Annotated in this window: 15 protein-coding genes; 6 read left to right on the top strand and 9 right to left on the bottom strand. The window is 45.4% G+C overall.

From position 1 onward, the window contains the following. Positions 1 to 65: 65 nt before the first annotated feature. The 8 genes from QZY95_RS07670 to rlmD all read right to left on the bottom strand — a co-directional run bounded on the left by QZY95_RS07670 (position 66) and on the right by rlmD (position 6,134). Positions 66 to 803, bottom strand: coding sequence for an adenosylcobinamide-GDP ribazoletransferase (locus tag QZY95_RS07670; protein ID WP_290921602.1), 738 nt, complete (start codon positions 801 to 803; stop codon positions 66 to 68). A 2-nt stretch (positions 804 to 805) separates the two neighbouring features. Beyond that, the gene (locus QZY95_RS07665; protein ID WP_290921600.1) at positions 806 to 1,744 is read right to left on the bottom strand and encodes an SAM-dependent chlorinase/fluorinase; all 939 of its coding nucleotides are present in this window, start codon (positions 1,742 to 1,744) and stop codon (positions 806 to 808) included. A 132-nt stretch (positions 1,745 to 1,876) separates the two neighbouring features. Further along, entirely contained in the window at positions 1,877 to 2,521 is a 645-nt protein-coding gene (locus QZY95_RS07660; RefSeq protein ID WP_290921597.1) for a redox-sensing transcriptional repressor Rex, read from the bottom strand. 92 nt (positions 2,522 to 2,613) lie between these two features. Then, complete coding sequence (locus QZY95_RS07655) at positions 2,614 to 2,922, bottom strand: ATP synthase F0 subunit C (protein WP_290921593.1); 309 nt, start codon at positions 2,920 to 2,922, stop codon at positions 2,614 to 2,616. Between the two features lie 75 nt (positions 2,923 to 2,997). After that, positions 2,998 to 3,699, bottom strand: a complete 702-nt coding sequence (gene atpB, locus QZY95_RS07650) for a F0F1 ATP synthase subunit A (RefSeq protein ID WP_290921590.1) — start codon at positions 3,697 to 3,699, stop codon at positions 2,998 to 3,000. Between the two features lie 3 nt (positions 3,700 to 3,702). Further along, positions 3,703 to 4,134, bottom strand: coding sequence for an ATP synthase subunit I (locus tag QZY95_RS07645; protein ID WP_290921588.1), 432 nt, complete (start codon positions 4,132 to 4,134; stop codon positions 3,703 to 3,705). Beyond that, a complete protein-coding gene (locus tag QZY95_RS07640) occupies positions 4,109 to 4,384 on the bottom strand; it encodes an AtpZ/AtpI family protein (protein WP_290921585.1) in 276 nt (91 codons plus the stop codon). The genes QZY95_RS07645 and QZY95_RS07640 overlap by 26 nt, the downstream gene beginning before the upstream one ends. Before the next feature lie 349 nt (positions 4,385 to 4,733). Continuing rightward, on the bottom strand, positions 4,734 to 6,134 hold the full coding sequence (gene rlmD, locus QZY95_RS07635) for a 23S rRNA (uracil(1939)-C(5))-methyltransferase RlmD (RefSeq protein ID WP_290921582.1): 1,401 nt from the start codon (positions 6,132 to 6,134) through the stop codon (positions 4,734 to 4,736). A gap of 185 nt (positions 6,135 to 6,319) precedes the next feature. Between rlmD and QZY95_RS07630 the strand changes: the two genes are divergently transcribed. Next, positions 6,320 to 6,460: a hypothetical protein gene (locus tag QZY95_RS07630; RefSeq protein WP_162859832.1), complete on the top strand. Its 141-nt coding sequence runs from the start codon at positions 6,320 to 6,322 to the stop codon at positions 6,458 to 6,460. A 104-nt stretch (positions 6,461 to 6,564) separates the two neighbouring features. On the opposite strand, the gene rfbA is transcribed toward QZY95_RS07630, so the two are convergent. Further along, positions 6,565 to 7,431 carry a glucose-1-phosphate thymidylyltransferase RfbA gene (rfbA, locus tag QZY95_RS07625; RefSeq protein WP_290921575.1) on the bottom strand — a complete coding sequence of 289 codons (867 nt, stop codon included), beginning with the start codon at positions 7,429 to 7,431 and terminating at the stop codon, positions 6,565 to 6,567. Positions 7,432 to 9,265: 1,834 nt separating this feature from the next. On the opposite strand from rfbA, the gene rplU reads away from it, so the two are divergent. From rplU to thiD, 5 genes are all read left to right on the top strand, one after another. Then, positions 9,266 to 9,574: a 50S ribosomal protein L21 gene (rplU, locus tag QZY95_RS07620; protein WP_290921572.1), complete on the top strand. Its 309-nt coding sequence runs from the start codon at positions 9,266 to 9,268 to the stop codon at positions 9,572 to 9,574. Between the two features lie 25 nt (positions 9,575 to 9,599). Further along, positions 9,600 to 9,872 (top strand): 50S ribosomal protein L27, encoded by a 273-nt coding sequence (gene rpmA, locus QZY95_RS07615; RefSeq protein WP_290921569.1) that lies wholly within the window; start codon positions 9,600 to 9,602, stop codon positions 9,870 to 9,872. 300 nt (positions 9,873 to 10,172) lie between these two features. Next, a complete protein-coding gene (gene obgE, locus QZY95_RS07610; protein ID WP_290921564.1) occupies positions 10,173 to 11,291 on the top strand; it encodes a GTPase ObgE in 1,119 nt (372 codons plus the stop codon). 14 nt (positions 11,292 to 11,305) lie between these two features. Continuing rightward, positions 11,306 to 12,448 (top strand): glutamate 5-kinase, encoded by a 1,143-nt coding sequence (gene proB, locus QZY95_RS07605; protein WP_290921561.1) that lies wholly within the window; start codon positions 11,306 to 11,308, stop codon positions 12,446 to 12,448. Positions 12,449 to 12,710: 262 nt separating this feature from the next. Beyond that, on the top strand, positions 12,711 to 13,514 hold the full coding sequence (gene thiD, locus QZY95_RS07600; protein ID WP_290921558.1) for a bifunctional hydroxymethylpyrimidine kinase/phosphomethylpyrimidine kinase: 804 nt from the start codon (positions 12,711 to 12,713) through the stop codon (positions 13,512 to 13,514). The last annotated feature ends 89 nt before the right edge of the window (positions 13,515 to 13,603 follow it).

Below are 13,603 nucleotides of genomic sequence, written 5' to 3'. Positions count from 1 at the left end.
GTATACTATTATAGCAGATTCCGTGCCGAAGTTGTCCGCAAGGAGGTTTCAAAGAAAATGATTTGCTACATAAGAAAGGAGAGCATTGCGGCAAGTTCGCCGCCTATGACGGTAGCTCCTAGAAAATCACCGTTAATACCACCCTGTTGTTTGGCGAGTCGGAGATATGACCAGATAAGCAAGGCGCATAATAATACGGTATAGAGAGTTGGGAGAAAGCCGCATAGCGCAAATCCGGTAAGAATTGCCAGAGTTGTCTGGATAAGAATGGTTGTGCGTGTTGCTCCTTCAAGAAACAAGCGACCTTGTGTAGAGGCAGCCGGTGCATTGCCCAGCCCGCCGATGATAACTGCTGCAACGCGTCCTGCAATAGGGGCAAAGATAAGAACCTGCCATTGATTAATGGCGAAAAGTTCGTGAGCCAGTAACGTTTGTCCAAGAATGCCGATAACCATTGCTATGGCTCCGAAGGCACCCACTCTGCTGTCTTTGACTATTTCCCAAAAACGTTCGCCTTGAGCACAACTTCCCCATCCATCCCAGATGTCAGCCCAACCGTCCCAATGGAGGGCACGGGTAACCCAGATGGAAAGAAAGACCCACAGCCATGCTTGAATCCACGGGTGGTTAGAAAAGGCGCCCAACGCAAAGGGAAGCGTTATGAGGGCGCCTATTGTAAGACCTACGGTATAAAATTGACGCATTGTGGCCGCAATTTCTTCACTTGTGTACATGCGGGCAGGGCCAAGACGCGTCATAAAACTGAGCGCGGCAACATATTCAGACCAAAGTTGTGTCAGCATTCTTACATCTCAGGCGGAACAGAGAGAGCAATTTTGATTGGTTCGCCTAGCTGAAGGTTGATAAATTGTGCTGCTGAACACATATTGCATGCTATTTCTAAGTATCCCTGACTGCCGCAAATGATACCTATTTGGTTTTCAGATAGCTGCGCATACGCAGAAATGAATCGTAGAGGTCGGCTGGTTTGGGTGTACAAAGTAAGTTCGCCGCCATCGGCAATTTTTTTACGCCATTTTTCGCTTTGCAGTGCGAGTATGACATTGCCGAAGCTGTCAATGTGCAGCACATGGGTTTCTATAATATTCTTTTCAATGTGTGCCACATACTCCGGCAACATGACAATAGTATCGGCAACAGGGTGACCGTTGCGTTTCATGTACGGCGTGAGAATAGAGTCTGTCTGCGTCGGTTGCGGTGGAAACATTTCTAAACGGCAATCTTGCGTTGAATCTTTACTGAACGGTGCAGGGGCGGTGCATTCCATATACGATGGGATTTGCTCAATATGCAGTGCTAGGTCTGCAGCCAGTGGAGAAAAGAGTGTTCTGCCGTGGAAAGTACATGAGTGGGAAGTGTACTCGAGCGGCAAGTGATGTTGCATTATTCTATAAATGGGTGCTTCAGGATAGCGGGTTCGTAAGAAGGAGAGGCAGCCGTTATCTGGAGCGAGGATGGCTTTATTGTCTAAAACCATACACAGGATGTCTCGGCTGGTTCCAACCCCCGGGTCTACAACGCAAATTGTGATAGAATGAGGCGGGAGATGTTCGACTGTTGAGTCGAGAAAGAATCCTGCTTGAGCGATGTTATAGGGGGCGATGTTATGGGTTATGTCGAAAATTTGATACTGTGGCGCAAGCGTGTTGAGCACGCCTTTCATCTGCGCAACATAAGGATCTGTACTACCAAAGTCTGTAAGTAGAAAAAAGCTCAGTGACATGTTTTTTCCTCCAGAAAGTAGAAACCAGACTCCATCATAACGTTTTTACCCCGTACACAACAGTATACGGGGTAAAAAACGAAAAAAATTTCGACCGAAAGGGCGCTGTAATCTTTTATTCTTCCAAATGTACTACTTAGAATTCGGATGAGTGATGTTGAAAGAGAGAGCGTACAAATGGTGGAAAAAGTCTACGTATTCTACATTTACATGATCCGGCACAGTAATTCGGGACGGAGCAAAGTTGAGAATACCATTAATACCTGCTTCCACAAGGTGGTTAGCAGCACGTTGAGCGCGTTCGGGCGGGGTGGTAATAATACCGATCTCAGCGCCGTTATCGCCTATCATTTCGCGTAAACGCTTTGTACAAACTACTTCGAGTCCGGATACTTCTTCACCGATTTTAAAAGGATCGCAATCAAATGCGCCGACGATATTAAAACCGCGGAGACGGAACTCTTTATGATTCAGAAGAGCTTTACCAAGGTTACCTACACCAACGAGAACGGTTCTCCATTCTCTATCAACACCAAGAGCGCTGGTGATAGAGGCAATGAGGTTTTTTACGTAGTAACCAACACCACGCACACCGAATTCGCCAAAGTAGGCAAGGTCTTTTCGTATCTGTGAAGCGTTAACATTGCACGCTTTTGCAAGCGGCTCTGAGGAAATAACTTCTGTGCCTTCGCGCTGAAGATTTTCCAACACTTGAACATATACGGCCAGACGTTGAATGGTCGCTCTTGGAATATGTTCACTTTTCTGTTGTGGCATGAACGCTCCAAATTTGTGAAATAATTCTCATATCTTAAGGTAAAAAGAGGAGGCCGCAGCAACGGCCTCCTCTAAAAAGGCAAGTTGTAGACTTACGCAGTAAGAAGCATAAGGTTAACAACGAGAGCGTAAATAGCAAGGGATTCTACGAATGCCAAGCCAAGAATGAGAGCAACGGTAATTTTGTTAGATGCTTCTGGGTTACGTGCAGTACCTTCACAAGCAGCTTTCAGACCGAGACCCTGACCGATACCACAACCAGCAGCAGCAATAGCCATGCCGAGAGCAGCACCGAAGTATACGAGATCGCCGTAAGTGTTAGCACCTTCAGCAGCGAAAGCTACTGCAGCGATGGAGATCAGAGCAACGGTGTTGAGAGCAATCATAAGAAACTTACGCATTTTGAAACACTCCTAAAATTATTTTATGTTAGTTGGTCGAAGACCATTTCCCCCGGAATAAGGCGGAACAGCAGACTAATGTGCGTGTTCGAGAGAGCCTTTGAGGTAGATCATGCTGAGCATGAACCAGATAAATGCCTGCAAACACTTAGCAAGACCGAACAAGAAGTAGATCGGAATAGTACCAACAAGTGGTGCAAGCAGGAAGAACAGGATCAGAACGATTTCTTCACCTCTGATGTTACCGAAGAGACGGAGTGTCAGAGAAAGTGGACGAGCACAGTGAGAAATGAGTTCCAGCGGTAACATCAACGGAGTAAGCCACCAGAATGGCCCACAGAAGTGTTTGATGTATCCCACGCCCCAGCGTCTGAGGCCGATCCAGTTATAGTAACCAAATGTAAACAGAGCCATTGCTGCGTTCGTGTTAACGTTCGCGGTAGGGGCGTCGAAGCCCGGTACAAGGCCCATGAGGTTCATTGTAATAATAAAGAGGAACAGTGCGATAAGAACGTGGAAGATTTTTCTTCCGTCTTCACCGATGTTACCCACTACGAAATCTTCGAGACCGCCAATGATGACCTCGAAAACGTTTTGTAACTTTCCGGGGACAAGTTTTATTTGTCCGCGTACAAGGAAGGCTAAAGTGAACAGAATAGCCATTGCGATCCATGTGTAGAACACATGGCTGAAGTTCACTACTTCCCCGTTAATTGTAATGCTGTCCATGCCTGCGAGAGGCGCGAGCAGCAACGGATGAGGCAAACCACTTGCCATATCCTATGCCTCCTTGGTTTTCCGCCCATTCTGTCTGGAGATCATCCAGATGAGCATCGTTACCATACTTGTAGCCAAACCGGACACAAGTGCCATCATAGGAACATGAAACTTTACAATCAGCATGGCGACAGCCACACCGACTATAAGCAGACGTCCATAAAATCTGAATAGCATTCCCCACAGCATGCTTCTGTCATATTCACGCAAGATGATTTGCTGAACAAACTTCGCAACTGAAAAGAAACTAAACGTGGCTATTACTGCCCCAATTGCAAATGTAATTGGCCACTTACTAAACCAGACCGTGATAAATGCTGCAATAATGGCAATGCCGCAGAGTTGAATCTGAATGCGAAGAATCGAGCGGATGTCCGGCAGCCTGAATCCTTTGAAGTACAGACGCTGTTCAATCTTTTCGCTGAAATCTTTCATTATCTTCTTTATCCTGATTCCTCATTACCTTCTTGGTATCAGCATACACAGCTCTGAATCCGGCGATCACACCGAGAATCAGAAAGGTTATGAACATCCAAGGTTTTGTTCCTAACCAATCATCCAGAAAATAACCTGCCACCGCCCCCACTGCGGGGTGAGATACCATATGGAGACCAATCGTACCGACTGTTCCCATTGTATCGACGTATTTTCCGGGATTAGTTCCCTTGTTTTTCTTAACGACCATAAATGATTTTCCTTAGCATGCGAAAGTGCTGCATAAGCTGAATCACTTCGTGCAATCGTTCACAAGTTGGTTTGGAGTTATCACGCACGATACTTTGCGTCAACTTATGAAGCCGCTTTTTTGTTCTTTTTTTCACACAAAACAAGTGGGTTGAGTGTGCAAACAGCAGCGTTTTTCAGCCAGTAGAGGCAACGTTTTTGCTATAAATTTTTGTTGATGAAAAACTGCTTTTTCGCCTTTGCATTTTTTAATGAGGAGTGGTGTCTTTTTTAGATGTACTGCCTACGCTAGTGGTAGAGACAAAAGAAAAAAAGAGTGAACCTTTCGGTATCACTCTTTTTTTTGTGTGCTAAACTGTAAGATCAAGTCGGATGATGTTTTCGATATGTGCCGTTTGCGGGAACATATCGACCGGTTGAACAGTTGTTACTGCATATTGGCTATTCAAAATGCCAATATCTCGAGCTTGCGTAGCAGGGTCGCAGGATACGTAAATAATTCGTTTAGGTTTGCGTTCCATGATGAGTTCAACAACTTCCGGATTCATGCCTGAGCGCGGTGGGTCAACAAAAACTACATCCGGTTCGGAAGGCTCGTTTTCCAGCGCACTGCGAACATCGCCGCTTACAAAGCGCACGTTGTTGATGTTGTTGATGGTTGCGTTCTCATTGGCAGATTCGATTGCTTGCGGAGTAATCTCCATAGCAAACACATCGGTAGCATTAGGGGCAGCAGACAGAGCGATGCCGCCCACGCCACAGTACAGATCCCATACTTTTTCTGAGCCTGTGAGTTCTGCAAGCTCAACAGCTGTACCGTAGAGGCGTGCTGTTGCGTCAGTATTGACCTGGAAGAACCCGTCAGCGTGAGATGTTAACGACAGTGAAGGCATGCCGTTTTCAAAGTTGAGGACTTCTGTGAGTGATTTTTGTCCCAGCACTGCAACGGTTTTTTCACCGTATGCTACCTGTGTAGTATGGGTGCGTATAGAATGGATGAATGTTGTTACATTCATACGTTCCTGCAGGAGTTGACCGAGCTGTTTGATAGCGCGGTGCTGCTGGTCTCCATTTGTGGTGTCTTTTCCGGTGATAACCTGAACCATACACTGGTTGGTATGTTTTGTTTCACGTATAACCAGAAAACGCAGGTATCCTCTGCGAGCATTGGCGTCGTAGGCAGTGAGTGCAGGTGTGCTGTTGACGAATTCACGCACAAGATCAACAAGCTCCATAGTGTGTTCACTCTGGAGGTAGCACTCGTGTAAATCAACAACGTTATGGGTGCCGTAACGACGAAGACCTACTGAAATTTGACCCTGCTTGTCGCCAAAAGCAAATTCCATTTTGTTTCTGTAGAAAAATGTATCGGGAGATGGAATAGGGTCGTTTACAACAATATCCTGAGCACCGGCGATACGGTTAAGGCTGTCGGATACGAAACGTTTTTTCCATTCAAGCTGTTTACTGTATTCCATATTCTGCCACAGGCAGCCGCCACAGGTACCGAAGTGGCCGCAGCGTGGAGCGATCTGATCAGGAGCATCGCTGATGACTTTGGTAAGCACAGCTTCTGCGAATCGCTTTTTCTTTTTGGTAATTTTTACTTCAACAGTCTGGCCAGGGATACCTTTGTCCATAAAGATGACCATGCCGTTCAGACGGGAAAGAGCTTTGCCGCCGGTAGCCAGCGCATCAATGGTCAGGGTAAGGGTGTCGCCTTTGGCGAACTGTGAATCATTGGTTGTCATATAAAATCCGGATAGATGAAAACTTGAAGAAGGGTTATAAAAAAACAATATGCCTTGTGCTACAAGGGATAACAGGAAAATTGTTTTGCTGAATTTGCAAAACTGATCTTGACATTTTTACTAAATAGCGCAACTACTTTTTTTGCGTTGCAGGGGTTATTGGAAAGAGTAAAAGGAGTGGAGCTATGTTAGGAGAGCTTTTTGAAGGCATGATGCATTCAACACCTCAGGGCTTTGTGGGTGTTGGCCTTATTTTTATCTACTTTGTGGTCATTTTTTCCACCGCGATTTATCGTGTGAAAAAAGGCGAGCATCTTGACCATTAGACTCTAATTTTGGGGGGAACCCCGTTTCCGGTGCGCACCGGAAAGTATGTCTATCAAGAAAAAAAAGACCGTTACATGTTGGCAAGCATGTAACGGTCTTTTTTTTATGCTTCAACAAGCCGCATTAAATATTGTCCATAATCATTTTTAAGCATTGGCTGTGCAAGTGCTTTAAGCTGCTCTTTATCTATATAGCCCTTAAAGTATGCAACTTCTTCAATGCAAGCAATCTTCAATCCTTGCCTGCTCTGCACTGTTTGAACAAAAGATGATGCCTGCTGCATTGAGTCAAATGTTCCAGTGTCCAGCCATGCCATTCCCCGACCCAGAACTTCTACTTTTAATGAGCCGTCCTGAAGATACATGTCTACCATGTCGGTAATTTCCAGCTCTCCACGTGGAGACGGGGTAATTTTTTTAGCAAATTCCACTGCACGGTTGTCGAAAAAGTACAGACCGGTAACAGCATAGGATGATCTCGGGTTTTCCGGCTTTTCTTCAACGCTTAATGCGTTAAAGTTTTCATCGAATTCGACAACGCCGTATCGTTCCGGATCAAGAACATGATATCCGAAAACAACGCCTCCGTGAGTAATGGAGGCACAGCGTTCCAGCATTTCTGTTAAGCCGTCGCTGTAGAAAAGGTTGTCGCCGAGTATCAGACTCACCGGAGAGTCTCCGATAAAATTTTCCGCAAGAATAAATGCTTGAGCAAGCCCTTCCGGTTTGGGTTGTTCTATGTATTCGAGTTTTAGACCCAGTTGTGAGCCGTCTCCGAACATGCCTTTGAAACGTGGCAGATCATCAGGGGTGGATATAATGCAAATTTCACGAATGCCTGCGAGCATCAGTGTTGAAAGCGGGTAGTATATCATCGGCTTGTCATAAACTGGCAGCAGCTGTTTACAGACACCGCGTGTAATCGGGTACAGTCTGGTGCCGGAACCGCCGGCGAGGATAATGCCTTTCATAGAATATAGTCCTTATTCTTCAAGGTGGTCGATGTGCTTTTTTACGTGCAGCTTACTGCTTGTGCAACAGATTTTATCTCTGTTCAATTGCTCAGTCGTGAAAATACGAAATTTCGTATTCTCATAGTAAGTCTTCAGGTGTTGCTCATTTGGTGGACGGGAAATTGTAATGTAACGTTAAGCTGTGTCTTTCGTGTAATGGAACAAAAGTGCGTTGCCTGAAAATACAACGACCATAGAGGTGAGCTGGACGGTTATATTTTTCCGTTCATCATGAGCCGATAGTGCAGCGAAAGAGGTAGAAGGAGCTGTGAAGGTGATGATGAGTGATGCGTAAGAAGGGGAAGCGTGTGATCTGCTTTGCGTTGTAATTGCTAAAAAAAAGAGCCCGCTTTCTGCCACGAAAGCGGGCTGAAATGTTAGACATGTGATGTAGTGTGCGGTTATCCGGAAAGTGGAGAAGAACCGGATCTGCCTAGTAAAAATCGGTATCGTATCTCATCTTAATACGTAGGCCACTATGAACACAGTCTTACAAATTTCTATTATCGGGGTGTAACGGAAATGAAAGCCAAGTGGAGTTAGCTGTCTACCGTTTGGGTCGAGAACTGCTTGTATGGAACAAGGAGTGCTGCACCTCAATAATGTGAGTGTTAGATAAGGCTATTTTTTTCAAGATGCAACCCTTAAACGTGTTGCATTTACATCATTTTTTAGAGCTTTCCGTTTAGACGTCCGAAAAGATTGCATATATTTGTTTTGGAAAATGAAAATGTGTTACGAGCTGTTTCACTTTGTGGAAGCGGTTTCGTGAAGAGTGTATCAATGAGACACAATAGTTATGGAAGTGTAAATGTTATAAGTTGAGTGTCTAGTGTTTAAAATGAAAGCGCCAGATCACTTTTTGTCTGTGACTTATAGAACGTTGTGCTGAGGGGGGTAGCATACGGCAGGTCTTTTAGACTAACGATACTGATTGTAGTTTTTTCAATAAAAAATCTGTAATTATTGTGTGTTATCATTTTGAGGGCTGTGTGTCCTATGGGTGAGCGCTCATTGCGGCTTGTGATGTAGTACTGTGAAATGGAGTTTGTTGTTATGTGGACAGATTGTATTGGTAGTTTACGTACTACATTCTATTGTTTGTCAGTGAAGCAAGCGAAATCCGATGTAACAGGTTCCACGGTACAGTATGTTTTTTTGCTGCATTATGCGTTGTAGCGCATGTAACTGATTGCTTGACCAATCATTTTTTAGATGTGTCCGGTTACAGGAAAAGGGGACCAATCGGCATCCTTCTGACAAAAATGCTTGGTGCTGGAGTGGTCGCGTGGTGAAGGTTCGCTGTTTATTTTAATGAGCGTATGTATGAATTTTGTAGAGGATAAAAAAAAGCAGTCCTGACGTTCGTCAGGACTGCAAATATAGTGATAAGGATAAATCCTTATTGCTTACAGGGTCCGGAGAGAAAAGCCTTGGGGGAGGGCCTTGGTGCGGTACTTCTCTCCGGACACGAGATGAGACACACTCAGTTAGTGACTACTAGAACCGTATGGTGCTGTCAGTTATAAATTTTCTTAGCGACAATGATATTTACTCTTGCAAATTTGAAAATGGTTCTCATGTATTCAGCGCCAAGGTGTTTTATGCGGAGTCATTAGGTTTTTCTTGGATGAATTGAGGGAAAAGTGTAAATAGATACTTGTCAATCGCAAGGCAGCATGATAGGGCATTGCTTCCCTTTTGACATTGCTCTTAAAAAAGCAAACCAGGTTGACACCCTTTCCTTGGAAAGAGGTATAGTCTACCTTTCTTTCTTTGGAGGATAAATATTATGTACGCAATCGTCGAAACTGGCGGTAAGCAGTTCCGTGTTGAAGAAGGCGGAAAAATTTTTGTTGAGAAGCTCGAAGCAGAAGCTGGTAGCGAAATCGTTCTCGATAAAGTTCTTTTGGTTGGTGGTGATGAGCTTTCCGTAGGCGCTCCTTACGTTGAAGGTGCTAAAGTTACCGCTGAAGTGCTCGAGCATGGCCGCGGCAAGAAGATTGTTATCTTCAAAAAACGTCGTCGTCATGACTCCCGTAAAAAGCAGGGTCACCGTCAGGCATACACTGCTCTTAAAATCAAAGGCATCGAAGCCTAGTAAATTTTTGAAAGGAGTGTAAATCATGGCACATAAGAAAGCTGGTGGTAGTTCCAGAAACGGCCGCGACTCAAACGGCCAACGACGTGGCGTTAAATGCTACGGTGGTCAGAATGTTCTTGCTGGCAACATCCTTGTTCGTCAGCTCGGCACCAAAGTTTTCCCTGGTGAAAACGTAGGCATGGGTAGAGACTTTACCCTGTTCGCAAAGGTTGACGGCGTAGTTAAGTACGAAAAGTACCTGCGCAAGAAAGCTGTGAAAACTCGTGTAAGCATTGTTCCATTTGCTGCTGAGTAATCCACTTTTATAGTGACCTGACAGGCGGAAGTCGCAATGCGCTTCCGCCTTTTTTTGTGTATAGAGCGGGTCTTACTACGGGCAGTAATTCCGTACCCGTTACCCAATATCTCACCCTGTACGCACGCGGGCACATACGATATAATTCCGCAAAAATCTAACCAGAAGAAGATTGAAGACAATTGAATATGCCGTGGCAGTTTCTTATGTCCGGATCATAGTCACCTGATTTTATACTTATTGCAGCAAGTTTGCGTGCACAGGTGCATTGTCCACAATCTCAAGGTAAGGCAATACATTATGCGTTTTGTAGATGAAGCAATCATCAATATTCGTGCCGGCAAGGGCGGCAACGGCTGCGTATCCTTCCGCAGAGAAAAATTTATCCCTAAAGGCGGACCGGACGGCGGTGACGGCGGTGACGGCGGTAACGTGTTTGTTCGCGGCTCCTCTAAGCTGCTCTCCTTGTATGACTTCCGTTTAAAGCGAAATTACGCGGCAGAAGGCGGTCATTCCGGTGGCGGCAGCCAGATGTTTGGTCGTAAAGGTAAAGATCTTATTCTTGATCTGCCTGTAGGTACTCTCTTGTACGCTATCCGCGAAGATGGTGTAGAAGAACTCGTGGCTGACCTGTCTGAGCCGGATGAAGAAATTCTTCTTTGTCGCGGTGGTCGTGGCGGTCACGGTAACGAATTTTTTAAATCAGCAACAATGCGTACTCCACGCTTTGCCCAGCCGGGTGAAGAGGGCGAAGCTATTAAAGTTCGCCTTGAGCTGAAAATTCTTGCTGACGCCGGTCTTCTCGGTCTTCCGAATGCCGGTAAATCAACTTTTATTTCAAAAGTATCCGCTGCTCGTCCAAAGATTGCTAACTACGCATTTACGACGCTTACACCAAACCTCGGTGTAATGATTAACGAGTACGATACTGACCAGAGAATGGTCATTGCTGATATTCCCGGTTTGATTGAGGGCGCTCACGAAGGACAGGGATTGGGGCATCGTTTCCTCAAGCATGTGGAACGAACCCGTTTTCTCGTGCATATCCTCAGCATAGAAGACGTAGATCTTGAAGATCCATGGTCCGGTTTTGATCTTATTAACGAAGAACTTCTCAAATTCGACGCTGTTCTTGGTGATCGTTTACAGCTTCAGGTTATTAACAAAATTGACCTTGCTGATGAGGAGATTGTAGAGCATCTTAAGGAAAAAGCTGCTGAAGACGGACGTACCGTCTACTTTATGTCTGCATTGAATAATGTCGGCGTGGAAGAAGTGGTTGAAGAGATGTGGAAACTTCGTGATACCCTCGACATGAGCGTTCCGGTTAACACTGCACGCACATGGGAACTTGAGGACGAAGATGAAGACGAAGATGACTTCTCCGATGTGGAAGTTGTATGGGTGACTGAAGAATAAATCGCAGGTGAATCATGGATTGGGAACAGGAGCGCGAGCAGGTTCTGAACCGGGCTAAATGTGTTGTTGTTAAAGTTGGTAGCGCTGTCCTTACTTCCGGTTTGGGAGTAGATCTTACAGTAATTAAAAATCTCACACAGCAGCTTGCACAGTTGCATGACCGTGGAACACAGGTTGTTCTGGTGTCTTCCGGTGCTGTTGCAGCGGGTAGAACCGTTTTAAAAACCTGTTGTGAGATTAAGGGTATGCCGGATAAACAGGCTGCCGCTGCTGTCGGACAGGGACGACTCATGCATTTTTATAATGAAGAGTTTACTGCCAATGGAAAAATGTCTGCGCAGGTTTTGCTGACCCGTGATGATCTTAAAGATCGCAACAGATTGTTGAACGCACGAAATACCTTTGCTTCTTTGCTTGGGTGGCGTGCTATTCCGATTGTTAACGCTAATGACACGGTTGCGACAGCCGAGTTGGCCTTTACGGACAACGATAATCTGGCTTCATTGCTGTTGAATGTCGTTAATGCAGATCTGTATATCAATCTTACATCAGCAAAAGGTGTGTACACTTCCAATCCGGATGGTGACCCCGATGCCAAGCCGATTGAAGTGATAGAAGATATTCAGTCTCTCAATCTTGAAGCCATGTGCGGCGGCAAAACCACTGTCGGCACAGGCGGCATGTTGTCTAAGCTTACAGCCGCGGGTAGGGCTGCTCAGTTAGGTGTTCCTACTTTGATTCTTTCAGGGTTACAGAAGGATGCCATTGTGCGTGCATTTTCCGGTGAGAAAATGGGTACATGGGTTCGTCCGGACAGTAAAAAAGTTTCCAGCCGTAAGTACTGGCTCGCATATCATTCAGATCCTGAAGGTTCCGTAGTGGTTGATGCCGGTGCAGAGAAAGCTCTTGTCGAACGAGGAAAAAGCCTTCTTCCGGCAGGGATTTCCAGTGTTGACGGTACATTTGAACAGGGCGCTTTAGTTCGTGTTGTTTCAGAAGAAGGTGTCGTTATCGGCATGGGACTGACTAACTATGCATCGCGGGATTTGAAGAAAGTTTTACGCAAGCATAGCGATGAACTGGAAGATATTATGGGTGCTCATTGTTACACGGAAGCAATCCACCGTGATAACCTGTTAATGGACGCCGTTGTTTAAGAAAAATGAAGCCCTGCTGCATACGCGGCAGGGCTTTTTTATGAAATATTTTTTTGCGTAGTTGATTAGAAAGAGTATATATCTGCTTGAGCTGTGTTAGACATTGAGTTCTTGAAAATTTGCTTAGTCATATTACACGGTGTATGGAGTAGCCGAAACGTCCCTTGTTTTTCTGTAAAGCGTTTTCACGTGGGTATGGAAAGATAATGGGGTAAACGAATTACTGCTTTTGAAAGACGTTACATTGTGAGGAGATCATAGAATGCAGAAGCATCCATGTGTACTCACTATCGCCGGTTCTGATTCCGGTGGTGGTGCTGGTATTCAGGCGGATTTGAAAACAATGACTGTACTCGGCGGTTTTGGCATGAGCGTTATTACAGCTCTGACAGCCCAGAATGGTCTTGGTGTAACTGGGATTCATGCTCCGGAACCGGAGTTTGTGGTTCAGCAGCTTACAACTGTACTTGATGGATTTCCTGTAGCTGCAGCAAAGACAGGTATGCTGTTTTCTGCACCGATCATAACTGGAATTGCTGACGTGTTGAAAGATCAGAGCTTTCCTCTTGTTGTTGATCCGGTTTCTGTAAGCACCAGCGGGCACGCATTGTTGCAACAGGATGCCGTGGATGCTTTGGTTGAACGAATGTTGCCTCTTGCTGCAGTTGTTACGCCTAATAAGCCTGAAGCAGAAATGCTTGCCGGTATGAAAATAGAAACAGAGGCGCATGTACAAACAGCTATAGAACGTATTCTAGCCTTAGGGCCTAAAGCTGTACTGTTGAAGGGGGGACACTTTAATGAAGATGAAGAAGAACTTATAGATTGGCTTGGCTTTCCCGGTGAAAAGCCTTGTGGCCTTCATCATGTGCGTGTTGATACAAAAAACACTCACGGAACAGGGTGTACTTTGTCAGCGGCGATTGCCACATATCTTGCCCATGGTGCAGATTTGAAGTCGGCTGTTAAAAAGGCTCAAGTGTATCTTTCCCGTTGCTTACGCAAAAGCTACACGCCTGGAGAAGGCTTCGGGCCGCCTAATCATGCTGCACCGTATGATGGTTAAGGCACCTCGAAGAACGTTTGTTTGATGGACGAGTAGAAAGCCCCGATACAATCGGGGCTTTTTTTGTGTAATTACTCAATAATGAATAT

Source organism: Halodesulfovibrio sp., assembly GCF_015482765.1.
Classification (GTDB): Bacteria; Desulfobacterota; Desulfovibrionia; order Desulfovibrionales; family Desulfovibrionaceae; genus Halodesulfovibrio.
Note: the sequence above shows the minus strand (reverse complement) of the source record. Positions and strands in the feature narration are given on the sequence as shown.